The organism is Treponema saccharophilum DSM 2985 (genome assembly GCF_000255555.1).
GTDB lineage: Bacteria > Spirochaetota > Spirochaetia > Treponematales > Treponemataceae > Treponema_D > Treponema_D saccharophilum.
This window is the reverse complement of record NZ_AGRW01000054.1, coordinates 113733-137886: the sequence shown is the minus strand read 5'-3', so window position 1 is coordinate 137886 and position 24154 is coordinate 113733. Positions and strand designations below refer to the sequence as shown.

Below are 24154 nucleotides of genomic sequence, written 5' to 3'. Positions count from 1 at the left end.
ATTTTTTATGGAGACTATTATGACATACGGCTATATCAGGGTTTCAAGCGACAAGCAAACGGTCGAAAATCAGCGGTTTGAAATCAACAAATTCTGCAAAAACGAGAACATTAATATTGATGACTGGATTGAAGAGACCATTAGTGGAACTAAAAATTATGATAAGCGAAAACTCGGAGAGCTTTTGAATAAAGTACAAAAGGATGACTTAATTATCTGTGCAGAACTTTCACGGCTTGGAAGGAATCTATTTATGATTATGGAAATTCTGCATATCTGTATGAATAAAGAATGTAAAGTCTGGACTATAAAAGACAATTACAGGCTCGGAGATGATATACAGAGCAAGGTTTTAGCGTTTGCATTCGGACTTAGTGCAGAAATTGAGCGAAATCTGATTAGCCAGCGAACAAAGGAAGCGTTGGCTTTGCGAAAGGCTCAAGGAATCCACATAGGGCGAATAAAAGGAAGTCACAACAAAAACAAGAAACTCACTTGCTATGAGGATATTATCCAAGAATTTTTGATTCTGGGAATTCCCAAAACTGAAATTGCACGAAAATTAAATATTGATAGAACGACATTGTGGCGTTTCTTAAAGATGGTGAAATAAACCGACCGAATGGCTGCAACGGGTTTGACATTGTGATTGGGAACCCGCCGTATATCAGACGAACTTCAATCAATGAAAACGATAAAAAGTATTATGACAGACAATATAAAAGTGCTACTAAGCAATATGATATGTACCTTTTGTTTATTGAGCAAGGAATGAATATTCTTAATAAAAAAGGGCATCTATGCTTTATAAATCCGATTCGTTTTTTTAATGCCGATTATGGTTTTGGTTGTAGAAAATTACTTGCAGAGAACTATACTTTAAAATATGTTTTGGATATTTCTCAACTTCCAGTTTTTCAAAATGCAATGACATATCCTTGTATTCTCCTTGTACAGAAAATAAAAGGAAGTGAAATTGTTTATCAGAAACTGCAAAATCTTTCTGAAATTGAAGATGTCCAATGTGTTAAAAAGATTTTTACAAACTATGCTGATATTTTGTCAGACCCAGATTTTAAATTCATAGTTGATGTAACGCAGGAACTTCGGTCTTTGATAAAGAAGATTAATTCTCATAGTGAGAACATCTCATCTTTGTTTGATATTGCCAGAGGGTTGCCGAATACAAAGGTAGATTTTGCTGGGAACAAATACAGAGCAGTAAAATCAACAAATGTCAGAAAATATTTTATTGAAGGTGAGCTGAAAACTATTAATACAGATTTTGCTGATATATTCAGTCAAGAAATGATTATTATGCCTCGCACTGTAGAATATCTGCAATCTATGATAAAGGAAAAAGATATTGTCTGCCTTGATAGAATTTATTATCTAATTCCAACTCAGAAAGTTAATTTGAAATTCGTATTGGGAATTTTGAATTCACGACTAACGAATTTTTGGTTTGAGTTTTATTACAAAACAACAAAAGTTCAAGGAAACTATTTTGATTTGAATGGAAATCAAATAGGTTCTATTCCTCTTCCGAACACAAGTGCAGAACAGCAAAAGCCAATCATCGACTTGGTGGACAAGATACTCGCTGCAAAGAAAGCGGACAGCACGGCGGACACAGCTGAGATGGAGCGGGAGATAGACGAGAAAGTCTATGCGCTCTATGGGCTAACGGCAGAAGAGATTGCGGTTGTGAAGGGGAAGACAGATTGTGCCCTTTAAAGCAGGCTGTGCCTATAGTATAATGAACACGGGAGGTTCGGCATGAGTGATATAGCATTTATGACAACAAGAAAAACATATTCATCATTTGAAAATATGGCGAGTATGTATGCTTCTCTTAATGCAGAAAAACAGAAAGAAGCGTATGATTTTATTTCTTTTTTGGTATCGCAAATGCCAACGAAGAAAAAAGCTTCGTCCCCGAAAGATTCCTATTCAAAAGGCTTTTTTGATTTATTTGGCAGTTGCACAGATGATTCGTTTGAAGAGCCTAAAGATTGCGTTGCAGAATTGAGAGAGGACGAACTGTTTTGAAATATTTTTTGGATACGAACGTTATAATCGACGCAATAAAAAATAAAAGTCCTTGCTTGAAACATCATTTTGAGGAAACTTATACAACCGATATTTTTGTTTCTTCAGTAGTTGTGGCAGAACTTGAGTTCGGGGCGGCACACAGCAATTATTATTCAAGAAACAAGGCTCTTTATGAACAGTTTATAAAGGATTTTACGATAGTTCCGTTTGAAAAGCGTTATTGTGAATCGTACGGAGAACTTAGACAGTATCTGACAAAATCTGGGCAAGTCATAGGTTGGAATGATATGCTCATTGCTGCAACAGCAATCGCAAATAGTGGAATTTTGGTTACGCACAATACGGCAGAATTTGAACGAATCCCTAATATTCAGCTAGAAGATTGGACAAAATGAATGGATGTGGGATTTATAGAGAAAAATGCAAGAAATATGAAGTAAAGGGGAATAGAATATCTTATGGAACAAAATTGCATGACTGTAAAATTTCCCAATGGGGAAGATGTTTTCTTTGATTATGGAAAACCTGTCGTCTTGCTTGGCGCAAATGGTGCAGGTAAAACCCGCTTTAGCGTAAGAATAGAAGAAATGAATGATTCTATGTTCAATAATTCGCAAATTGAGAGCGAAAAACTATTAGTACATAGAATCTCTGCTCAAAAATCATTGACCATTTCTAATAGTATTTCAATATTAGACAATGAAAGCGCAGAAAGAAATCTGTTTTATGGTAACTCAGATTCATATGTCCCTAAAAATGGTTTTAGATTTCAAGGGCATCCTGCAACTTATTTGCTAGATGATTATTCTAAGGCACTCTCACTTCTTTTTTCGAAAAAAAACTTGCAATTAGAAATTGCTCATGAGGAGGATCGGAAAGCTGTCGATGCACACAGAACAAGACCTGAACTTATTACTACTGTTGTAGAAAGGGCAACTAGTATTTGGAACGAAATCCTTCCACACAGAAAAATTGATTTATCAGGTAATGGAGTTCATGTAATTTATAATGAAAAAAAATATCACGGAAAAGAAATGAGTGACGGTGAGCGTGTAATGCTTTATATGATTTGTCAGGCTCTTGTTGTTCGTGAAAATAGTTTACTAATCATAGATGAACCAGAATTACATATTCATAAGGCTATTGTTAATAAACTCTGGACTCGATTGGAACAAGAAAGACCCGATTGTGTTTTTATGTATATCACTCATGATTTGCATTTTGCTTTAACTAGAAATGCAGATAAAGTACTATGGATAAAAGCTTTTGATGGAGAAAAATGGGATTATGAATTTATAAAAGCAAGCGACTATTCTGATATTCCTACTGAATTACTATATGAAATTATTGGAAGTCGTCAAAAAATTTTATTTGTTGAAGGTACAAAAGATAGTTATGATTCTGCATTATATCGTGAACTTTACAACGATTATTATGTTATTCCGTGTGGAAGTTGTCAAAATGTAATACGATTTGTAAAGTCGAAGAATGGATATGCAAATTTAAATTCAATCGATGTAAAAGGTGTAATCGACAGGGATTATCGACCTGAAAGAGAAATATCTGCATTAGAGCAAGATGGTATATATTGTCTAAATGTTGCTGAGGTGGAGAATCTTTTTGTTGTTCCAGAATTGCTCGATGTTATGGAATCGGTTTTGCTTGCTGAGGATGGAAGTGCGCGAAGTGCTAAAGAAAAAATAATTTCGCTATATAATTCTAACAAAGAAAATCAGATAGCCGCTTCTGTGAATCAAGAAATAAAACATCAACTATCTCTTTTTGATATAGGAACTAAAAAATATACTGCAAATGAAATTAAGCAGTATATAGATGAAAAATATTCGTTAGAAAAATTAGAAGCTGTTGTTAGTGAAAAAAGAGATTTGTTTGATAATGCTAGTACACTTGAAGAAATTTTACGAGTGTTTAATTTCAAAACTATTGCAAATAAAATTGTTGGAGAGTTCTTTGGCTTGAAAATAAAAGAAGATTATCCGAAACGTGTATTGCGTGCGCTTAGAAAAGATAAAGAGGCAGAGATACGTAAAGCAATAAAACCTTATATTCCTAATCTTACTATTTAAATTTCATTATAGATTGTAAAATTATGAATGAAAATTTCAAATATCGCCTCCACATTATCCAAAATCTGAAACTGACAGATTGGTTCTAACAGTCGCGGCGAAGAAGGCGGACAGCTCGGCGAACACGAGCGAGATGGAACACAAAATAGATGAACTTGTCTACAAGCTATATGGGCTAACACCTGAAGAAATTGCCATCGTTGAGGGAAGGTAAGTTATGGGCGCATTTTTTGACTCAAATTCATTTTCCGGAAGCCGAAAATGTAAGAGTGGAGTCTTTTTGTCTAAAAAACATAGGTGCGTTTCCCTATAGCTATGAGCAGTTTTCTCAATTTTATAACCAGACTAAAGACATGTTTTTTGAACATATATCTGTTCAGTTGTGCGAATGGTTTGGTGCTAATATGAGTGCTGTTCTTGGTGCTATTTTAGATAAACTTTCTACAAACTCCATTACAATAACGTCTGACAATTCTAAAATTATCGAAATTTTGCGGAAAAATACTTTTTTAGCAAATTATGGCTACCCAGTTTTTCCCGATACAAATCATACGACTATCAAATACTTGAAACTGAAAGCTTCGGATTCCCGCTATTTTGGTGATTATGTGATGAATGAATTACTTTCAAAGCAAGATTTCCCCAATATGAGCGAAGGACTTAAACAAAAGATATTTGAGTCAATATATGAAATTTTTGTAAATGCGCAAATGCACAGTCGGACGGAATTTATTTATACCTGCGGTCAATTTTTTCCTAACAAAAATGAAATAGAGTTTACCATTGTGGATTCAGGTATTGGATTTAAGAAAAAAATTGTTGAACAGTTCGGGCTTCCTGTAAATTCAATACAGGCAATCCGCTGGGCACTTGTAAACGGAAATACAACCAAGCAAGATGCGCCAGGCGGCATAGGTCTTGCTATATTGACAGATTTCATAAAAATGAACAAAGGAAAATTCCAGATTGTCAGTGACGATGGTTTCTATGAAGTTGGAGAAACGGTGTCTTCTAAAATTTTACAATATTCTTTTCCAGGAACGGTTGTGAATATGAAATTTCGAACAGATGACACAAACTCATACAGGCTTGATTCAGAGAATGATGATTTTGATATATTTTAAGGTGGTACAAATATGAAAGAAACTATAAAGAAAAGCGTTTATCAAATTGTAGGAAATTCTCTCTGCGTTGAGGCTGACGATGGACTGAAAGTGAGTGCGATTGTTTCCGAATTCATAAAGAACAAGCAGCCCATCGACCTTTCATTTCTCAATGTGCAGATGCTTACATCCGCATTCCTAAATACTGCGATAGGTATTCTTTACAGAGATTTTTCTGAAAATGATATAAAAGAGTATCTTTCTGTATCCGACATAGATGCTACGGATGCGGTGTTGTTAAAAAGAGTCGTTTCTACAGCAAAGATTTTTTATTCAGACCCAGACAGAATCAGAAATTCTTTGAAAGAAGTTTTGGAGGAGTCCAAATGAAAATGAGATACACAGCTTCAAGTATCCCAAGCCTGAAAAACAGAACCGTTTTCTTTGATGCAAACTCTCTCATATATATTTTCTGGCCGACAAGTCCTGATTCACAGGCTGTCACCGATTACGGCTCTATGCTGTCAACGCTGATAAAAAACAATGTAAATCTAGTGGTAAATGAAACGGTAATTTCTGAAATAATCAACAGAGTTATGAGACTTGAGTTTAATAAGTCTAATCTGCCAAGAGACCAGTTTAAGAAATATCGGAATTCTCCAGATGGTCAGTCTGTACAGGAAGATATTTATAAAATCATACAGAACCGTATTTTAAGCAGATTTCAAATTACTAATGAGTTATTCTCAAAAGAAGAATTGAATTCTGCTCTTACAGTATCAACCTTAGACTTCAACGACAAGTTGATTGAATTACTCTGCAAGAAAAAAGGTATGATCCTGTTAACGCATGATTTCGATTTTTCTTCGTCAGATGTTGATATTTTGAGCGCAAACAGCAAATTTCTGAACAGATAAAAAAAAGACCCGCCAATTTGAAGATGGTAGAAACATTAACCTTGGCGGGTTCTGTTGTCTGTACAGCATGAGGAAATCCGATTGCTGTCAATCCTTACTTTCCCTCCACAATCTTTATCTCATCTTCGGAAAGCCCGTACAACTGATACACAAGGCGGTCGATTTCTGCTTCTTCTTTGCTGGTGTCAGCCTGCGGATTGGCTTTTTTTGCGGCGAGGATTTTGTCTACCAAAGCGATGATGGGCTTTTGCTGGGCGGGTGTGGCAGCTGGAATCGGAATTTCTGATAAAGTTGTTTTATTATAGGCATAATATCCGCCTTGAAATGGAGAAGCATACTTATGAATAAACCATTCTAACAAAGTGGAATTCATTAATCCCAAATAATAAAGACTTTGTTTTTCATCCTTCAATATAATTGTATAACCACCTGCGGTTCCTCCCCCCACAAAGCAATAATCCCCATTTGTATCAAAGGTTAAAGACGAATGCAATGATAAAACCTGTGTTAGAATTTTTCTTTTAGGCATTAAAGCGATATTCTGATTTCTACTATAAGCATAGAAGTTTGTATCATCCATCCAGCCTTCCCTTAAAATCAAGGATTTTTTACAACTCATTAGATAATCAGCAACTTCTGGATCTATTTTTCTTATTTCCCTCAAAGAAAGTAATCTTACAGTATCATCATTTGTTAATTCATAAGGATAAATAATACAATAAGAGTTTGATGGAGTTGTATATCTATTAATTTCTTTTCCCTTCAAAAGAGGTTTGAATATTTTAGATTGCTTAAAGTTAAAAGTTTTATCAAGAAATTTAGAATAATATCCATTTTCATTTTTTTGCAAAACAAAAACCTTGTCCATACCGGTCACTAACCCTTGTGAAATATTCTTGGTAACGGTTGATAATCGTGGACCTTGTTCTTGAATTTTTTTGAAAACTTCTTGTTTTTTCTCATCTTCAAAAATCCATTTGTCAGTACTTAATCGATCAAAAGAAAAAACAGATAGGTCATTTACATCTGGTAAAGGTTTGTCTTGAGTTGCCAGATAATAGTTGAAAAATTTTTGAACAACCTTTTCTAGTTCAAAAATGCCGACATAATTTGTTGCATTTTCAAAAACTTGAATTAAATCGAAATCTATATATTTTTTTAAGCATCGATTCTTGTATATAAATTCTTTCAATAACTTTCCATATTCTGTGGTTATAAATTTTTTAGGCATTATATATGACATAAATCCATGTGTTTTTAATAAATTATAACCAAGTTCTGTAAAAATTATATATAAGTCATAATTCTTATATGCCACTGAATAATTATTGTTGTAATAATATGTAGCTTCCGCAGAAATATTTTGTTTCTTTACATACGGTGGATTCCCAATCACAATGTCAAACCCGTTGCGGTCATTCGGTCGGTTGAAAACGTCACCGAACCAAGTGTGCCAGAGGAAAAATTCGCTGTTCTCGTGCAAATCGAGTTCCGAAAGCGCATCAAACGATTCCCCGGAAAAATGGCGGTTCCTGAGCAAATCAAGGACGGAGGCTTTTATTGCATCGCGGATTGCACCCTTCTCTTCGTGCTTGTCGAAATACGAATTCAGATAGCCGAGCAGCGCCTTCACGTCATCCGTGTCGTCAAACAGATTGGGCGCGTCGTCGCTCCTGCACAAATTGCTCAAGTCTATTCCGTTGAAACTCTCAAGCAGGCTGTTTCCCTGCATGATTTTGTAGTCCAGGTTCGGGAGCGGAAGAGGCTCTTCCTCGTCAACGATAATCGCAAGCCAGAAACGCAGGCGGGCTATGTCCACCGCGCCTTTTTCGATGTCCACGCCGTAGATGTTGTTCTTGACGATGTGCTTCTTGAGGTCGGAGCGGCTCTTCGCGTTTCCTGTGAGGACTTGCGTGCATGACAAAAGCTCGTTCATCATTCCCATCGGGAACGCACCTGAGCCGACCGCCGGGTCGCAGATTTTCACGTCGAGCAGGGAATGAAGAAGCGTAGATTTTTCGCCCTCGTTGAATTGTGAAGAATCGTGACTAAGAACAAAGTTCCTGATTTTCGATTCTCCGCTCTCAATTTTCAACTTTTCGTTCAGATACGCAATCAGGCTCTCCCGGCACATGTACTGGACGATTTCTTTCGGTGTGTAGAATGCGCCCTTGTCCTTGTTGTCTTCAAGGAGGTTCTCGAAAATCTTTCCGAGCATTTCCGGGTCCACGCCGATTTCCTGGTCGTCGCCGTCGGTCTCGTCAATCGTGAAGTTGTACTGGTTGAAGAATGTGAGCAATTGTTCGAAATGCTCTTTCTTGAATTTGACTTTTTTCTTGTCGAGTTCGTCTTCCTCGAAAAGTCCGCCGTTCAGATACGGGATTCTGATTTTTGAGCCGTAAATAGTGCAAAGTTCTTCCGGCGCAATCGCTTTTTCGTCCCGCTTTTGATTCAAGCTCTTGAAGAACAGCGGTTCCAATGCTTTTTCCAAAAAGTCATTCTGCACGTCTTTGCTTGCGTTCCTGAAAAGGTTGTAGATGAAATTCTTGTCGCCGCTTCCCCATTCTGCGTTTTCCTGAACGCCAAGCCAGCCTTTCTTCTGCAAAAACTGAAGGAAGACCAATCGTCCCATCATTTTTTTCACAAAGTCGCGGACTTTCTTGTCGTCGCCCTCGAATGCTTCCCTGAACGCACCGGCAGCGTTTTTTATCTTTTCTTCAACAAACTTGCCGCCCTTTTTGACAAATCGTTTTCCGCTGATGTATTCGACGAGGTCGGCATAATGCTCGCGGTACTCGTCAAAGAATTCCTTGCTCAACGGCTCCACGCTGAACGCTTCAAGCAAGTCCTCGTCTTTTATTGTGGAAAGACCTTTGAGCGTTTCGAATCTTTCCGCGATAGTCCTGCAGGCGTGTTCCGTTCCGCAAAGATATGTGAAGCGTTTTGCGTCCGTGCTTTCCTTGAGTTTGTCGGCTCTGTGGCAGAAACTCACGCGCCATTCGCTTTTGTCGTCCGAAAAATGAAAGAAGATAATCGCGTTTGAGTCGTTCTCCATCATCTTGCGGACACAATTCTGAATTGTGACGCGGCTTCGCTTCAATGCGACGGAATCCTGCACTTCAACATCCGCAAACGCAATCGGGAAGCCTCCCCGAACTTGTGCGATTATGCTGAACGACTTTATCTGCTTCTTGTCGCCTTCGGTGATGTCGATTTCGTTTGAAAGAGTCGTGTCCTTCGCTTTCTTGAAAATCGGCTGAATCAGTTTTTCAAAAATCGCCTTTTTTCCCGGATATTCGCTTTCAAACAATGTTCTCAATTCGCCTTTTTCCATTTTTCAAATTCCTTTTATTTCACGATGAATTCTATTGCAACGTCGGCATTCGTATCAATAGAGCGGACTTGCGTAAACTTGTACAGATAATCGATGTCCAATTCAATGGACATATTTCCAAGACCCTCGTTTTCAAAATTCATTTCCAGAACTTTATTGATGATTCCGAAATTCTTGTCGCTTATTGAATTTGCAATCTCATCAAGCTTGTTTTCGTATTCCTCTGAAAGCCCCATTGAATACAGTTTCTTGATTTTGCCCGCGGCTTTTCTTATTTCGGCTTCTCCTTTCCTCAGTTTGCTCCTCATGGAAATAGTTGCGTTTTGTTTGTCAGCCGCATAACAATTCAAAACGGAAGTCTTGTACTTTTCGACAAGTTCATTATCGGCGTCAGTTTCCGCATTGTCTGAAAGCGGCTTCAATTTTTCAAAGAATTCAAGCTGGCTTGCATTTTTTGCGCTTCCGTCCTCAGCAGAAACATAAAGGAATGAATGCAGAAGATTGCCACTCTTGTCGGTTTCGTGCAATGCAGAGAATCCGGCTTTTTCATCAGACTCAACAGTGGTTACGATTTTTCCGGAAATTGCAGAAAGCCTTTCGTACTCGGAAGGATTGCTTTTCTTGAACTCGCGAAGCTCGGAAATGTACGGCATGATTGGAGTCTCCGTTTCATCCATCTCGTCGCGCACAACTTTGTCGAAGTGCTTCACTTCTTCCTCGGTCGAAAAAATCTGGCTGTCTTCCCCGAACAACTCGTGGAAAGACTGGAGCTTCACATAAGTCCTGTTCTTGAGGTTTATCTGTTTGTCTCCAAGTGTCGAAGGATAGAAGTTGTAGTTCCAGATTTTCTTTGCGTCAGTTCCGATACGGTTTATGCGGCCAAGACGCTGCATGAGCCGTGTCGCATTCCATGGCGAATCGTAATTCAGAATGGAATTTGCACGGTGAAGGTTTACGCCTTCTGCAAGAACGTCTGTTGTAATCAAAATCTGATAGTCGTCTTTTTTCTCTCCCTTGTAGTTTGCATCAAAATTTGCAGCAATTACATCTTTCATGTCATCTCTGTTTGCAGCAGTGATTGAAAGGACTTTGTAATCAGCCATTGAAATTTCACCCAATCTTTGCACAAGAGCCTTTTGCGTTGCTATGCATTCAGTAAAAATAACAAGCTTCTTGTTTTTATTCCTTGCAGGGTTCAAAAAATCAGAAGCAATCTTAAAAATAAATGTACTCATCTTTGGGTCGCTTGTCTGGACATCCCATTTTGAGCACAAGGAATTTATAAGCTCCAAATCATTCTTGAGTTTTTCAATATAATTCTCATAGAAATCCTTCCGCTTGTATTCTTGATTCGGTCCGTCTGTTTCACTGCCGGAATTGCGTTTGTTTGCCTTTTTCGCTTTTTGGGCAATAACATCAAGACAGTTTTCAAAGCTGCCGTTTTTAGCCATTGCCTCATCGCTTAATTCTTTATTTACATCAATGTCCGGGCAGATAAAAATGCGGTCTGCATCCCACATCTTTATCATGTTTTCGCTGTATCTGTGCAGATTGTGCAGGGATTCTTTAAATGCTGCCTGAGAACTTTCAAGGCGCTTTACCAAAAGCAGTTCCATAATCTGGGCAAGTCGCTGAGAAGTAGCGCTTACCGTTAAGTTGTTAACCTCGTGCTTTTTGCGCGCTTCTTTTGTTTTTAGGAATTCTATTGCCCTGTACCTGTAATAGCCGAGTGCGTCTTTGCCCGCAACTGCTCCAAAGTCTAAAACCGGTTCGCCGTCTTCGTCGCTGTCAACGTGGCTTACCTGCGGAGCAATTATATTGACTGTATCGTTGAACAATGCTCCAAGCTCTCCGCTCATCTCATACGGAATTGCAACCGGCTTTTGAATCTTAGGAAAAGTTAACCCCTGGCTGCTCATGTCATCAGCATAGAATTTTTCTATATCAGTTCTTGTCCTGCGGATTACCAGAGGCTCAACTATGCGTTTGCGGATATCTTCGCTGTCTTCGATAAGTTTTTCTTTGTCTGCGGCAAGTTCTTCTTTTGTTTTTGGAACTTTCTTGCCGTTTATTGTCTTGTCTTTTTTAATGCACTGCTCATAATTATTCTGCTTTTCCGCAAAATAGTTTTCGAGCTTTTTTCCATATTTTCCGAGCGTGTTCAATGTGCTTTCATTGTGGGCACGTTGGAAAAGATAAATCTGATTTCGTAAATCATAAGGCGCGTTGTTTTGTGGAGTCGCGGAAAGAAGCACGACATCCGGCTGAGGAGAGATTGAGCCTATCAAATCGTCAAGTTTCTGGTACATTCTAGTCGAGTTGTTTCTGAACCTGTGGCTTTCATCAACGACAATCATGCTGAATTCGTCTTTTCTGAAAAAAGAATCAAAGTCGTTTTCGGCTACAAATTCTTCGCTTTCGATTTTTTCATCCAGGCAGCCGATTGTTGTGAGAGTTATAAGCGGCTTGATTTTCTTTTCTGGGATTTCGTCCTTGTCAAAATATTCAATGGAATCAATCCAACTCTGCTTTATTGCGGGAGGAGTGATAATCAACACAGGATGCGAAAATCCGCTTTCAAGCAAATGCCTCTTTACTACCATGAGGGCGGTGAATGTCTTCCCCAATCCAACCACATCCGCAAGAATGAAGCCATGATGCTCTCTCAAAATCGCGAATCCCTGATTGACAGCTTCTTTTTGGTAAGTAAGCTGCTTGAAGTTTTTGTCATGCGGCATGTAATCGTCAGGCGTAATTTTCCCGTCAAAATTAATTATATCGCCAAACTGGTCAATCAATAACTTTAGATAGGTTTCGCGAGGCGAAAGGAATGTACAAGAGTCTATAACTGGCGGTAAGCTCGATTTTACAGGAACAGTTTTTCCAATTGGGGAACTGTTAAGTGCCAGTAAAAACTCTTTTGTCCAGTCTTCAGAGTTTTTCCATTTATCTTTGAACCATTCCAAATATCCCTTTGAATCAGGCATACTTGAAGATGAGGCGTTGATTACAAAGTCATTTGATTCTAGAAAATTCAATTCAGAATTTCCTTCAAGCCCCTTTTGAGTAAAGTTTGAACTGCCAATTATTGCATATAAACCATAGTCTTCCGTTTCCGCAAAAATCCAGCATTTAGAATGAAAGAATTGCGAAGTATCATCAGGATTATCAAAAATATGGATACAGAATTTCGGGTGTTCCCCATCGCAATAGTGTTTTAGTAATTTAACTGCAAGGTCATATTTTGGCTGTGGTTGCAATTCCGAAAGGCAAATTTTGATAGCATCACTCGTCTTTTTTAGGTCTTGCCTGTTTAATTCTTTCAATTGATAGGCAAAAACTGTCGGGTCTTTTCCGATAAGAAGTTTGATTGATTTACCATCTCGCTTGAGAAAGTCATCCAATTCCTCTGAAATCAGCATTGTCCCAGGAATATCCCAGAAACCAGTTGCAATAAGGATTTGGTTGACATCGCTCTCTTTTATTAGCTGCTTTATTTTTTCTACAACCTTAAAGTGTTCTGTATTATCAAGCAAAGTGCTTTTTATTTTCGCCATTTACGTCTCACCTTTCGCCTTTGTTGAGTTTTGCCAGAATATTAGTTGAAATCCCCGCCAGAGGGATTAAACCTGTTTCGTTCTTATGTCCCGTTACTTTATAACGAATCCAAAGATTGCTGTAATCAACTTGCATATTAGCGGAATATTATACCACCATCTCAATTTTTTAGAGTGAACAAAAATCACAGCTTCGAAAAACAGTTTGCATACGAGCGAAGCATCGGACAGAACAAGAATGCAAAAGAACGGCACTGTATCAAAAACGTACAAAAAACGCGCCGTTCTTTTTGAAATTCTCGGCGAGAAATTTTTAAAACTCGGCGTATTTTTTACCGATTCTCGGCATAAAATGGTAATTATTACCACTTATGCTTATTTTTGAACACTTCATCTTGACATATTGGTTAAGTTATTATAACTTATAGTCAACAAACAAGGAACAGGGGAGTTTCTGGAATGAGGGAATCAATGAGACGCAGAATCGAATTTGAGCTCAAACGCAATAATATGAGCCAGAAGGATTTAGCGACAAGGCTTGGAGTTTCAGAAGTTACGGTGAGCCGTTGGCTTAACGGTGAGCGTGACCCGTCTATAGAGACTTTGAACAGGATTGCTGATGAACTTGGTTGTGCGACTTCCGCTTTCTTTGTTACTGATGATGCAACGGACGAAAAAAAGGCTGCAGGAGAAAAAAACGGAATGAGTACCGGCCTAAAGGTCACATTCGGTGTAATCCTGGGGCTCGTAATTGCAGCAGTTGCGGCCGGTCTTCTTTCCAAAGACGAAAAAGACCAGCTCGTAGACATTCTTAAAAAAGATGACGGAGGTAACTGAACGTGAATCAACTGACCTTTGCAAAATCTTCGTCGAAGAAAAGCAAGGCTGAAAACTCAGAATGGAGGTGAACGGATGAACAATTTAAAAAATTCGTTTTCTTTTTCACTATCTGACAAAACAGATGAAAAAGGAACGTCAATCGAATTTTCAGGAACGTCTTCAGTTCTTGGAATCGCATTGATTGCTTTCGGACTTGCATATGTTTATGCAAGCGCGAAAAAAAGGGCCTTTTAATCAGTACCAGTGATTAAAAAGCCCTTCAAGCAAACAGCGAAAAACCGTTGCCGTACAGCCAATAACACTGTAACGGTTTTTCCTGTTTCTCTCAAGTTACCGTAAAGTCCGGCGTTGCCAAAAGCTTTCGGAACTTACTTTTACTTAACAAGGAGTCGCCTATGAAAGCGAAATACCTTGAGCAGGCGGCGATCGCCTTAACGTATCGCAAGGAAAAACAGTATGAAATACAGAGTCGTAAAGAGGATAAATCCTCTTAACAAGGATGAAGCAAAATTTTACGCTGCCCCGCAGTATATGGAAGAACTGACAGTAATGGACCTAGCAAAGGACATTTCTGATTCTTGCACGCTGAACATAACCGACGTTGAAGCCGTCCTTACATCGCTTGTAAGAAAACTTCCGCTGTATCTAAAAAACGGCTTCAAAATCCAGCTCGGAAATTTCGGCCGCGTAAAGCTTTCTTTCTCATCAAAAGGATGCGAAAAAGCCGAAGATGTGGACTCTTCAAGCATCACAAGCAAACGAATCTTGTTTACACCAAGTACAGAACTGAAAAGCGAAATAGAATCGGTTTCGTTTTCAAGAATGTAAGGCTGTAAAGTAAGTATGCACTGCCCCGCCTGAGTTGCAGGCGGGGCTTATCTGCATATGAAAATTCCCCGACCTTGTCTAGAATCAGCTGGTCTCCGATAGCCGCCGTATCTGCGCTCAGTTGCGAAGATTTTTTTGTGGCTATGCAGCATAAAATGAGGAACTCAGGAAAAGGACCAGGGCTATACCATCTCCTTAAACTGCGACGCATTTTCAGCCACATTCCATTTCGGATGGCTATCAGCCCGAACGCCGAGTTTCAGTAATGAAGTAATCCAGCGCCTCATAATCGAAAAAAAGGGGAAACGGTCATTTCGGCAAGCTCAATGGCCGTTTTCACTTTCGCCACATTTCCCGTCATGCGATTGCAGCCCGAGCCCGTGCGGTCGCTTCCTTTGTCAAATCCTTCACGATTTCGCTTGCGATAATAAGACCTGCCACGGAGGGGACGAACGCGTTGCTTCCGGGGATGTCGCGGCGCTCCGTGCATTTGTGCTTTGTTCCCGGCGGGCAGATGCAGTGAGTGCGGCAGCTGATTGCCATGTCCTCAATGGGACGGAGGACTTTTTCCGTTGAATAGACGACCTTCACGTCCTTGATTTTGCGTTTCTTGCATTCCTGCCTCATCACGCGGGCAAGCGGGCAGACCGAAGTCTGAGAGATGTCCGCGACCTTGAACTGTGTCGGATCCATTTTGTTCCCTGCTCCCATGCTGGAGATGATTTTCGTTCCGGCTTCCTTTGCCTGCTGAATCAGATTGATTTTCGCGGTGACCGTATCAACGGCATCGACGACATAATCATATTTCGTGAAATCGAACTGACCGCGGGTCTCTGGAAGGTAGAAGCACTTGTGGACGTTCACTTCGGCATTCGGGTTGATGTCGAGGATTCTCTCCCTCATCACGTCAACCTTGTATTTTCCGACGCTTGAGCGGGTGGCGATAATCTGCCGGTTCAGGTTCGTAAGGCAGACCTTGTCATCATCGATAATATCGATATGCTGAATCCCCGAGCGCACCAGCGCCTCGACCGTGAATCCGCCTACCCCGCCGATTCCAAAGACTGCGACGCGGGCATTGTTCAAAATCCCCATAGCCTCCTTTCCTACAATTAGTTCCGTTCTTGAAAACTGGTTCAACATCCTATTTCCTCGTGCCTTTCTCTCATTGCAAGGATACATTCCTGAATCACATCGCCCAGCTCGACGCCCATGAGCTGCGCGCCCGCCTTGATTACCTCACGGTTGCAGCCTGCCGCAAAATTGAGTGCCTTGAATTTCTTCGTTACGGACTTCACTTCCATGTCGGTCACGGATTTGCTCGGGCGCGCCATCGCACAGGCAAAAATCAGTCCGGTAAGCTCGTCAACCGTGTAAAGGACTTTTTCCATTATGTGCTCAGGCTTTACGTCCACCGTGATATTCCAGCCGTGGCTCTGGACCGCATGGACAAGCTGCGCGTCAATCTGGGGGTAATTCGTTTTTTCCGCGCTGAAGATTTCAAGGCATTTCGTGCAGTGGTTGTCTGGCGCGACCTCAAAATCGATGTCGTGGAGAATGCCCACGCTCTCCCAGTAATCGGGCGACTCGCCGTATTTCTGCGCGAAATAGCGCATCGCGACGCCGACTGTTCTGCAATGCCGGAGCAGCGTCTCGCCGTGGACATATTTCTGCAACAACTCAAAGGCAGTATCTGGACTCATCATATTTCCCCATCAAAAAGATGGGTTATCATAGCAAAAAAAATGCATTTTGTTCCACTGGCAGCGAGGCTGAACCTGCGCACCGGCGGTCGGAATGAGAAGAGCGGAGACAAAAAAAATGCCCGGCAGCCGGGAGAAGATTCGCTTCCCAACCGGCAGCCGGGCATTTCGTTTGCGTTTGATTAGTTGTTAACAGCCTCGACAGCGGCCTCTGCAGTCTCCTCAACAGCGGCTGTAACCTCGGCGGCAGCCTCTGTCGTCACGTTCTCAACGGCTCCCTCAACAGCAGCCTGAACTTCCTGCTTGGACTCCTCAGCGGCGGCCTTCGTAGCCTCTCCTGTTGATGAGCATGAAGCGAACGCGAACGCAGCCGCGACAACTGCCATAGAACAAGCGACAGCCTTGATTGATTTCATAAAAACCTCCAAAAGTTATGAAAAGTATATGTATTTTATAAAAAAAACATAAAAATGTCACCGATTGAGGAATAAACGCCGTCATTTGAAGAGGCTGTTGTATTCCTTCTCGTATTTTTTGACGATTTTGTGCCGCATGAGCTCCTGCTTCGCGTTCACCTCCTCGCCGATTTCGAACGACTTCTTGAGAAGGACGAACTTGAAAATGCGCTCGCACGTCCTGAATCCCGTCTTCGCGTTGTCGAGCGTGTCGATTTCGGTGCGGAAAAGATTCTGGATTTCGTTCGTCTCCAGAAGCGCCTCGTAGTTGTCGTAGAGGATGTTGTTCTCCTCCGCGTATGACAGGACGCTGTGCTGGTCGGGGACGATGAGCGCGCCGAGATAGCGCTTATCCTGACCGACGACGACAGTCCGCTCGATGTACGGGCTGGAGTTGACCGCCTTCTCGATGACCTGCGGCTCGATGTTCTCTCCGCCGAGGAGGACTATCGTATCCTTCGTGCGCCCGACAATCTTGAGCTCCTCGTCGTATGAAATCATCCCGAGGTCGCCCGTGTTGAGCCATCCCTCGGAATCGACGACCCCCTCGGTGAGGTCGGGGCGCTTGTAGTAGCCTTTCATGACCTGCCGTCCCCTGACCATGATTATACCGCGCCGCCCCGGCTTGAGCGGCTCGCCAGACTCGACCTTCCCGTCCTTCTCCGCGACAATCTTCACGTCGAACGAGGGGAACACCCAGCCGACGTTGTTGCTCCGCGGCTTCTTCGAGTTCCTCACGGAGATTACGGGAGCGCATTCCGTCATCCCGTACCCCTCAAGAAGGTTGAACCCTATCGCGTGGTAGAACGCCTCCGTCCCCGGCTGCAGCGCGCCGCCGCCGGAAATCACCGCGCGGAAATTCCCCCCGAAGCGGGCGCGGAGCTTCTTGTAGAGCGTCACCTCGCCTATCATGTGGAGCGGCCACAGGAGGACGAACGGGACGATGCCCCAGAGCACGTCGAGGACGCGCGGATACCAGCGGTAGCGGCACCGAAGCCCGAGCACGCGCTCCTTCATCTTGTAGTACATCTTCCCGACGATAATCGCGTTGTGGAAGAAAAACTGCTGCATCCCGCTCTGCTTCTTCACCTCGCGGAAAAGCCCCTGCGCAACCGCCTCGAAAAGGCGCGGGACGACGTTCATCCACTGCGGCTGAATCAGGTTCATGTCCTGGAGCATCACGGAGGCGATGGGCTTGGAGTACGCGAAACCGCCCTCAAGCGCGACGACCATGTAGCAGAACGCGCGCTCGAACGAATGCCAAATCGGAAGCACGGTGAGCCAGATGTCGCCCGGCTGCATGAGCCCCAAAACGGAATGCGCGACCTCGCACTGCGCGATGTAGTTGTCGTGGGTGAGCTGCACGCCCTTCGGCAGCCCCGTCGTCCCCGACGTGAAGATTATCGTCGCCACGTCGTCCGGGGAAATCTCGTCCATGCCGCGCTCTATCTCCAGCCACTCGTCGCGGGTCACGTTCACGCCCTCGCTTTCGAGGAAATGGTAGTTAACGACCTCGATGCCGCGCGCGCGCGCGTCCCTCACGACCGAGTCCTCGAAATAGTCGAAAAGGACGGCAGTCTTGAGGAGCGGCACTTCCTCAGCCTTTTCGAGAACCTTCTCAAGCTGCTTCGAATTCTCGAAGAAGCAGACGCGGCACTCGGCGAAGTTCAGGATGAAGCGCATCTCGACGCCCATGGAGTCGCACCCGCGCGGGACATCGACGGCGCCGAGCGAAAGGAGCGCGAAATCGGTGATGAGCCACTCGCGCCTGTTGTCCGCCATGAGCCCCACGTTGTCGCCCTTCTTTATCCCGAGCTTTCGGAAGCTCGACGCCATCTCGATTACGTGCTGGTACACCTGCGAGTAGCTGTACCTGACGAACACGCCGCTCTTGTTCTTCACCGCCTGAAGCGTGTGGTTCGGGACCTTCTTGATTTTCTCGCGGAACATGACGGGAATCGTCCGCCCGAGCGTCTTGTCCATCTTAGATTCGTCTATCATCTCGTTCTCCGTTTTTTATGGATGCGATTCGGAGAAAAATCCCGAACCCAAAATGACATTATTCACAAAAATGTCATTTTGACAATTATCGGAAATATGTCGCGGGAACGAAACAGAAAATCGCGCAAGATGAAAAAGCGGAAATCATGTAGAATGTGCGGACGAAAAGATGAAAACAGGAAGGTGACTGATATGACGCACACATTTTTGGGAAAAGTCGGCGAGCTCATGCTCAAAGGCTCGAACATAAGGACGTTCGAGCGCATTCTCCTCCAGAACGCGAAGGCGAGCCTCCAGTCCGTCGAGGCGGAGGTCACGCTCAGGGCGGGGCGGCTCTACGTGGAATGCCCGGACGAGTCGGTGGGGGCAGTCGAATGGATGCTCGACCACCTGCTCGGCATAACGGGATGGGCGGAGGCGTTCGTCGTGGAGAAGGACATCGGCGCGATACAAAAGGAAGTCGCCCGCCAGTGCGAGATTGCGAAGGCGAAGGGCGCGCGCACGTTCAAGACGGAGGCGAGGAGGACCGACAAGTCGTTCCCGCTCGACCACTACGAGATAATGAGGCAGGGTGCGGCGCTCGCGTTCGACTCGGGAATTCTCGGGGTGGACGTTCACAACCCGGACGTGCAGATAAACATCGAGATGCGCGAGAAATGCTTCGTCTATTCCGACTCGAACAGGACACGGCGCGGGCTTCCCGTCGGCGTCTCCGGAAAGGGGCTGCTGCTCCTCTCCGGCGGGCTCGACTCCCCCGTCGCGGGATACCGCATGATGAGGCGCGGGATGAGCGTCGACTCGTGCTACTTCCACGCCTACCCCTACACGAGCGACCAGGCGCGCGAGAAAGTCGAGAAGCTCGCGGAGACGATTGCCGGATACGGGATGCGGTCGCACCTCAACATAATCCCGTTCACCGACGTGCAGATGCAGATAAAGAAGAAGTCGCCGGAGAACATGACGACGCTCATGCTCCGGCTCTGCATGATGAAATGCGCGAACATGCTCGCGGAGAGAATCGGCGCTGACTGCATAATAACGGGGGAGAGCCTCGGTCAGGTCGCGAGCCAGACGATACAGAATATGGAATGCACCGAATCGTTCGCGGACTTCCCGCTCATCCGGCCGCTGGTGGGGCTCGACAAGGAGGAGATTGTGGCGACGGCGAACGAAATCGGGACGTACGAGACTTCGATTCTGCCGTACGAGGACTGCTGCGTCCTCTTCTCGCCCCGCCATCCAATTCTCCACGCGACAGTCGATGAGGCAAGGAAAGTCTACGAGTCGCTCGGAGTCGACGACATGATACGGGAGGCGTTCGAGAAGCGGACGGTGAAGCGGTACGAGTCGCGCTCCACCGTCGCCGGCGCGTTCGGAACGAAGGCGAACACGGACGAGCTTGCCGCCATCAACGGCTCGACATGCACGCAGTAAGCGGCGGATAGTTTTCCGGAATGCAAAAACAAAGGGGCTGCCCAATCACGTGGGCAGCCCCTTTTGTCATGCGCGAAAATGGTCAGTACTCGTACTTCACGCCGACGGAGAAATAGTGGTTCACCTCGTCGTGGAGCTGGTCTATCCACGCCTGCTTCTGCCGGCTCACCTCGGCGGCGACCTCTTCGAGCGAGGCGATTTCCTCTATCTTGTATTTCGTCCCGTTGTACGTGTACGTCCCGTCGAGATTGTCGGTGAAGCCGTCGAGCTTCCCGCCCGTGTAGACGTTCTCGCTCACGCCGGCGTTCCGTATGTATTCGAAGCTGTAGCCGAGCGTCAGCGAGAATTTCCCGCCCCGCGTCCTCGGCAGGTCGAGCTGCGCCGAAATTCCCGCCTGCGCCACGTACATCTTGTGGTCGCTCGTCATGAAGCCGAGGCAGTCCCACGCCTGGTTCACGTGCTCGCCGGAAGTCTTCCCGGAGAACATCTGGTGCATGAACGCCGTCCCGTTCGTGACGTAGCGCCCGGCATCGGCGAGGACGTAGCGCGCCGCGTCCTCCTCGTCGAACGCCTCCGCCGAATTCGCGTGGCGGATGAGCGACGTGGAGAGGTCGAGCGTGACGAGCTTGTGCGGCCTGAGCGTGGCGCGGAACGTGACCGCGTCGGAATTCGGGTCGAGGCTAGAGCCGATGCTCATGCCGTTGTTCGTGTAGTTCTGGTAGTTCATCGAGCTTCCGCTAACGGGGCCGTTCGTGTTCGCGTCGTATTCCCAATGCGAGTAGACGTACGGCATGACGCACGTGTAGTTTGCGCTGAACGACTTCATCGCCGACAGGAGCGGATAGTAGACGACACCCGACTGGAGCGCGAACCGGTATTTCGCGTCGAAGTTCAGCTTGACGAAATCGTTGACGGAATAGTCGTCCACGAAAAGGTCGGTCGCCCACACGAGACCGTCGACGGGCGTCACTTTGAGGAGAAGCCCCATCTGAAGGTTCGCGTCCGCGCCGCCGATGTTCTGCACCGCCATCATCGGCGCGGGAATCGTGTAGAGAAGGTTGAATCCCGGCCCGAAGACGATATTCTCGTAATAGGAGACCGAAAGCCAGTCGCGCGCGCGGAACTGGAGCGAGTGGAACGAAAGGAATTTCCCGCTCGAAAGGTTGTCGTAATCTTCGCTGTTGAGGTTGTTCGTCGCGCCGATCGACTCGAAAACCTGCGCGAAGCTGAAATTCCCCATCGTCGCGTTGAACGACATGTTCGTCGCGTGGTACGACGCCTCGTTGAGCGCGAGCCCCTGCCTGCGGAACGGCCCGAACCCGACGCGGCTTATTCCCGCCGCGGCGTAGACCGACTCGTTCCCGAACGAAAGCTGCGTGTTCCAGTCGGAATAGACGGAAAGCTTGCTCACCGTCGAGGCATCGTAAATGGAATCGTGGAGAATATACTGCGCGTACGGAAGGTAATTCTCATAATCGCTGTCCGTCACGGCATAAAACCCTACCGAATAGCCGAACCCGACGAGATTGTTGAACGGAATGTCGCCCGCGACCCTCGGGGCAGCGAACGCGTATCTGTTGACGGACGAATCCTTATCGTCGTCCTTCCGCTCCTCCGTCCTCTTCGCCCCGACTTCGACGTCCATCCCGACTTTCCACGGGCGCGAGAATATCCGCTCGAACTCCTCCTTCGCGAGCGCGGAATCGTATTCCCCGCCGTTCTCGATGACGTACTCGAGGATTCCCTTTATGACGGGAAGCGGGTACGGGCGGAGCTGCGGGAGCGGGCGCTCGGTAAGCCCGTGAAGCTCCCACCGCTGCGCGTTGTCGTAGAAACCGTCGTTCGGGTCGGCGGAGACCTGCGCGAAAAGCGGAAATGCCGCAAGGAGAATGGCGAGCGGCATGACAGCCATCTTTCTGAAATCAAACACTTTTTTCCTCCGGATTTTCAGTCCTCGTTATATGACATCGGGCGCGACGAGAAGAGGCCCGCGATGTTTATGTCCGCCGCGAACGCAATCTCGAATCCCTTTCTCGTCTCGCCCGATACGTTCCCGCTGTTGAGGACGTAGACGTACGCCGGCTGCGCCGTGAACGAGAGCCAGCGGTTCGCGCTGAACGTTCCCCTCAAAGAAAGCCTGTTCACGTATTCGGGGGTTCCGCTCGGGGATGTCAGCGCCTTGAGCGCCTCCCAGTCGTTGTACCCCTTCGACGGATACGCCCACTGCGACGAGTATTCGGGATGCTCCTCGCTCTCCGTGTCGAATTGCGTGCGCTGGCCGCCCCAAAGGAGCCTGCCCTCCGAGTCCCTCATTTTCTCGAACACGTTCGTCCCTGAAAGCTCGCCCCTCGCCATGAAAAGGTAGGAGAGGTTCACCGACCATTTTCCGGGAACCTCGTATCCGGCGTCGAGCTGCGCGGAAATCGTGTCCGGCCCGAACGGGGAGCCTATCCACTCGTAGAAAATCGCCTTGTCGCCCATGTTCTCGCTGTAGGTGCGGACCATGGACCAGTTCGGGCTTTCCTTTATGTAGAGGAACGGGTCTGCCCAGTATCCCTCGATGCCGAAGCGGAACCTTCCCCCGCTGACGGGAACGTAGAATTCCGTCCCGAGCTGCGCGCCGAGGCCGTTCGGCGTCGGGCTGTCGGGATAATTCGTCGTCTCGTACGGAGTCTGGTACTGCGTCATCGCGAAAAGACCGTAGACGCGAACATTCGGTACGGGGGCGTACTGCGCCTTTATGCCGAAATAATCGCAGGTGTGGCTCTCCGGGTCCCGCGCGTCAGGCTCGTACTCGCGCCACGCCGCCCATCCGTGGAGGACCGTCCACGGGTTCAGGTAGCGGAGCTCCATCGGCGCGTTGACGAGAAGCCCCTCGAGGAACGTCAGCTGTATCTTCCTGAGCACGCGGAGGTCAATCTGGTGCGCGTAGACGTATTTGTCCACGTTGAACTGCGACACCGTTCCCGTGTACTTGAAATTCGGCGCGTAGAATTCGAGCTCGGCGTAGGAGACGCCTGTAAGATGGTCGTCCCAGATTACGCTGCCCATCATCGTGTCGCCGACGGAGCGGGAGCCGCGCCCGAGCTGGAAGCCGAACCCGGTTTTTTCGGAAAGCATTTTTCCCGTACTGAAGTACGCCGTGTCCGGGAAGTTTATGTCGAAGTCGTCGGGCGAATAGAGAATGTTCGTGTAATTGTCATTGTGGAGGGACACTCCCTTGTTCTGCCCGAGGAACACATCCATGCTCATCGTCACGTAATCGGCGAGCGTAATCGTCGCGGGCATGTCGAGCATGGGCTTCCGGCTGTAGCGGTCGAACGTCCAGTCGATGTCGTCCTCCGATTTCCAGAATCCCTCGACGGACACGGACGGCTCAAGCCCGACGGAAAGCAAATCCGACGCGAACGAGAAATTCTCCGCGCCGAGATACTCCTCGATGAGGGAAAGCTGCCTCCTGCCGGAATCGCTCAGCTTCTCCTCGTCGACCTCGTCGATGTAGAGGCGCAGCTCCTGGATTGTCGCCGGCGCGCTGTCGGCAAAATTGACGATGCCGCTCTCAAGGCTAATCTCCTTGAGCGAGTCGTAAAGCCAATGCCCCGCAGGAACAAGCTCCTGCGCGCCCCTCTTTGCCGCGAACGCAGCATGCCCCGCAACGACTAGGGACAAGCCGGCGATAATCCTGCGCATTTTTGAAAGAAACATAGAAACTCCAAATAAAAAAAGATTGTCATGCCGAACGACTTTCGTAAGAAAGTTTGCTTCGGCATCTCTTGCATCAACCCCGTTCGGAATGACACTTCTCAAGCCAATCGGCTATTAAAGAAAAAAATCCCAAAA

The 24154-nt window shown here is 45.8% G+C and carries 21 protein-coding genes; 13 read left to right on the top strand and 8 right to left on the bottom strand.

The features are described 5' to 3' along the window. Positions 1-19 precede the first annotated feature (19 nt). The 9 genes from TRESADRAFT_RS13085 to TRESADRAFT_RS13050 all read left to right on the top strand — a co-directional run bounded on the left by TRESADRAFT_RS13085 (position 20) and on the right by TRESADRAFT_RS13050 (position 6162). The gene (locus TRESADRAFT_RS13085) at positions 20-613 is read left to right on the top strand and encodes a master DNA invertase Mpi family serine-type recombinase (RefSeq protein WP_002706304.1); all 594 of its coding nucleotides are present in this window, start codon (positions 20-22) and stop codon (positions 611-613) included. After that, positions 586-1737, top strand: a complete 1152-nt coding sequence (locus tag TRESADRAFT_RS13080; protein WP_040843151.1) for an Eco57I restriction-modification methylase domain-containing protein — start codon at positions 586-588, stop codon at positions 1735-1737. Before TRESADRAFT_RS13085 ends, TRESADRAFT_RS13080 begins: the two co-directional genes overlap by 28 nt. A 42-nt stretch (positions 1738-1779) precedes the next feature. Then, entirely contained in the window at positions 1780-2052 is a 273-nt protein-coding gene (locus TRESADRAFT_RS13075; protein WP_040843150.1) for a hypothetical protein, read from the top strand. Beyond that, a complete protein-coding gene (vapC, locus tag TRESADRAFT_RS13070; protein WP_040843148.1) occupies positions 2049-2450 on the top strand; it encodes a type II toxin-antitoxin system tRNA(fMet)-specific endonuclease VapC in 402 nt (133 codons plus the stop codon). Before TRESADRAFT_RS13075 ends, vapC begins: the two co-directional genes overlap by 4 nt. Before the next feature lie 63 nt (positions 2451-2513). After that, positions 2514-4142, top strand: a complete 1629-nt coding sequence (locus TRESADRAFT_RS13065; RefSeq protein WP_081478575.1) for a DUF4435 domain-containing protein — start codon at positions 2514-2516, stop codon at positions 4140-4142. Between the two features lie 79 nt (positions 4143-4221). Continuing rightward, a complete protein-coding gene (locus TRESADRAFT_RS16720) occupies positions 4222-4356 on the top strand; it encodes a hypothetical protein (RefSeq protein WP_281054627.1) in 135 nt (44 codons plus the stop codon). After that, a complete protein-coding gene (locus tag TRESADRAFT_RS13060) occupies positions 4343-5266 on the top strand; it encodes an ATP-binding protein (RefSeq protein WP_217169725.1) in 924 nt (307 codons plus the stop codon). Before TRESADRAFT_RS16720 ends, TRESADRAFT_RS13060 begins: the two co-directional genes overlap by 14 nt. A 12-nt stretch (positions 5267-5278) precedes the next feature. Continuing rightward, entirely contained in the window at positions 5279-5635 is a 357-nt protein-coding gene (locus TRESADRAFT_RS13055; protein WP_002706300.1) for an STAS-like domain-containing protein, read from the top strand. Beyond that, on the top strand, positions 5632-6162 hold the full coding sequence (locus TRESADRAFT_RS13050; RefSeq protein WP_002706299.1) for a PIN domain-containing protein: 531 nt from the start codon (positions 5632-5634) through the stop codon (positions 6160-6162). The genes TRESADRAFT_RS13055 and TRESADRAFT_RS13050 overlap by 4 nt, the downstream gene beginning before the upstream one ends. Positions 6163-6256: 94 nt before the next feature. On the opposite strand, the gene TRESADRAFT_RS13045 is transcribed toward TRESADRAFT_RS13050, so the two are convergent. Continuing rightward, entirely contained in the window at positions 6257-9496 is a 3240-nt protein-coding gene (locus tag TRESADRAFT_RS13045; RefSeq protein WP_002706298.1) for an Eco57I restriction-modification methylase domain-containing protein, read from the bottom strand. Between the two features lie 14 nt (positions 9497-9510). Further along, on the bottom strand, positions 9511-13053 hold the full coding sequence (locus tag TRESADRAFT_RS13040; RefSeq protein ID WP_002706297.1) for a helicase-related protein: 3543 nt from the start codon (positions 13051-13053) through the stop codon (positions 9511-9513). 459 nt (positions 13054-13512) lie between these two features. Between TRESADRAFT_RS13040 and TRESADRAFT_RS13035 the strand changes: the two genes are divergently transcribed. The 3 genes from TRESADRAFT_RS13035 to TRESADRAFT_RS13030 all read left to right on the top strand — a co-directional run bounded on the left by TRESADRAFT_RS13035 (position 13513) and on the right by TRESADRAFT_RS13030 (position 14721). Next, complete coding sequence (locus TRESADRAFT_RS13035; protein ID WP_002706295.1) at positions 13513-13890, top strand: helix-turn-helix transcriptional regulator; 378 nt, start codon at positions 13513-13515, stop codon at positions 13888-13890. Between the two features lie 75 nt (positions 13891-13965). After that, the gene (locus TRESADRAFT_RS16330) at positions 13966-14127 is read left to right on the top strand and encodes a hypothetical protein (protein WP_002706293.1); all 162 of its coding nucleotides are present in this window, start codon (positions 13966-13968) and stop codon (positions 14125-14127) included. A 222-nt stretch (positions 14128-14349) separates the two neighbouring features. Then, a complete protein-coding gene (locus tag TRESADRAFT_RS13030; protein WP_002706291.1) occupies positions 14350-14721 on the top strand; it encodes an HU family DNA-binding protein in 372 nt (123 codons plus the stop codon). Between the two features lie 357 nt (positions 14722-15078). On the opposite strand, the gene TRESADRAFT_RS13025 is transcribed toward TRESADRAFT_RS13030, so the two are convergent. The 4 genes from TRESADRAFT_RS13025 to TRESADRAFT_RS13010 form a co-directional block, all read right to left on the bottom strand. Beyond that, the gene (locus TRESADRAFT_RS13025) at positions 15079-15816 is read right to left on the bottom strand and encodes a tRNA threonylcarbamoyladenosine dehydratase (protein WP_002706290.1); all 738 of its coding nucleotides are present in this window, start codon (positions 15814-15816) and stop codon (positions 15079-15081) included. A gap of 41 nt (positions 15817-15857) precedes the next feature. Beyond that, positions 15858-16427 (bottom strand): hydrolase, encoded by a 570-nt coding sequence (locus TRESADRAFT_RS13020; RefSeq protein ID WP_217169722.1) that lies wholly within the window; start codon positions 16425-16427, stop codon positions 15858-15860. 179 nt (positions 16428-16606) lie between these two features. Next, the gene (locus tag TRESADRAFT_RS13015; RefSeq protein WP_002706288.1) at positions 16607-16840 is read right to left on the bottom strand and encodes a hypothetical protein; all 234 of its coding nucleotides are present in this window, start codon (positions 16838-16840) and stop codon (positions 16607-16609) included. An 81-nt stretch (positions 16841-16921) separates the two neighbouring features. After that, positions 16922-18880 (bottom strand): AMP-dependent synthetase/ligase, encoded by a 1959-nt coding sequence (locus TRESADRAFT_RS13010; protein ID WP_002706287.1) that lies wholly within the window; start codon positions 18878-18880, stop codon positions 16922-16924. Positions 18881-19072: 192 nt separating this feature from the next. On the opposite strand from TRESADRAFT_RS13010, the gene thiI reads away from it, so the two are divergent. Further along, positions 19073-20314, top strand: a complete 1242-nt coding sequence (gene thiI, locus TRESADRAFT_RS13005) for a tRNA uracil 4-sulfurtransferase ThiI (protein WP_002706286.1) — start codon at positions 19073-19075, stop codon at positions 20312-20314. A gap of 82 nt (positions 20315-20396) precedes the next feature. Here the strand turns inward: thiI and TRESADRAFT_RS13000 are convergent, their stop codons facing one another. Together TRESADRAFT_RS13000 and TRESADRAFT_RS12995 are read right to left on the bottom strand one after the other, a co-directional pair. Continuing rightward, positions 20397-22244 carry a hypothetical protein gene (locus TRESADRAFT_RS13000; RefSeq protein ID WP_002706285.1) on the bottom strand — a complete coding sequence of 616 codons (1848 nt, stop codon included), beginning with the start codon at positions 22242-22244 and terminating at the stop codon, positions 20397-20399. 17 nt (positions 22245-22261) lie between these two features. Further along, entirely contained in the window at positions 22262-24019 is a 1758-nt protein-coding gene (locus TRESADRAFT_RS12995) for a hypothetical protein (protein ID WP_002706284.1), read from the bottom strand. Positions 24020-24154 lie beyond the last annotated feature (135 nt).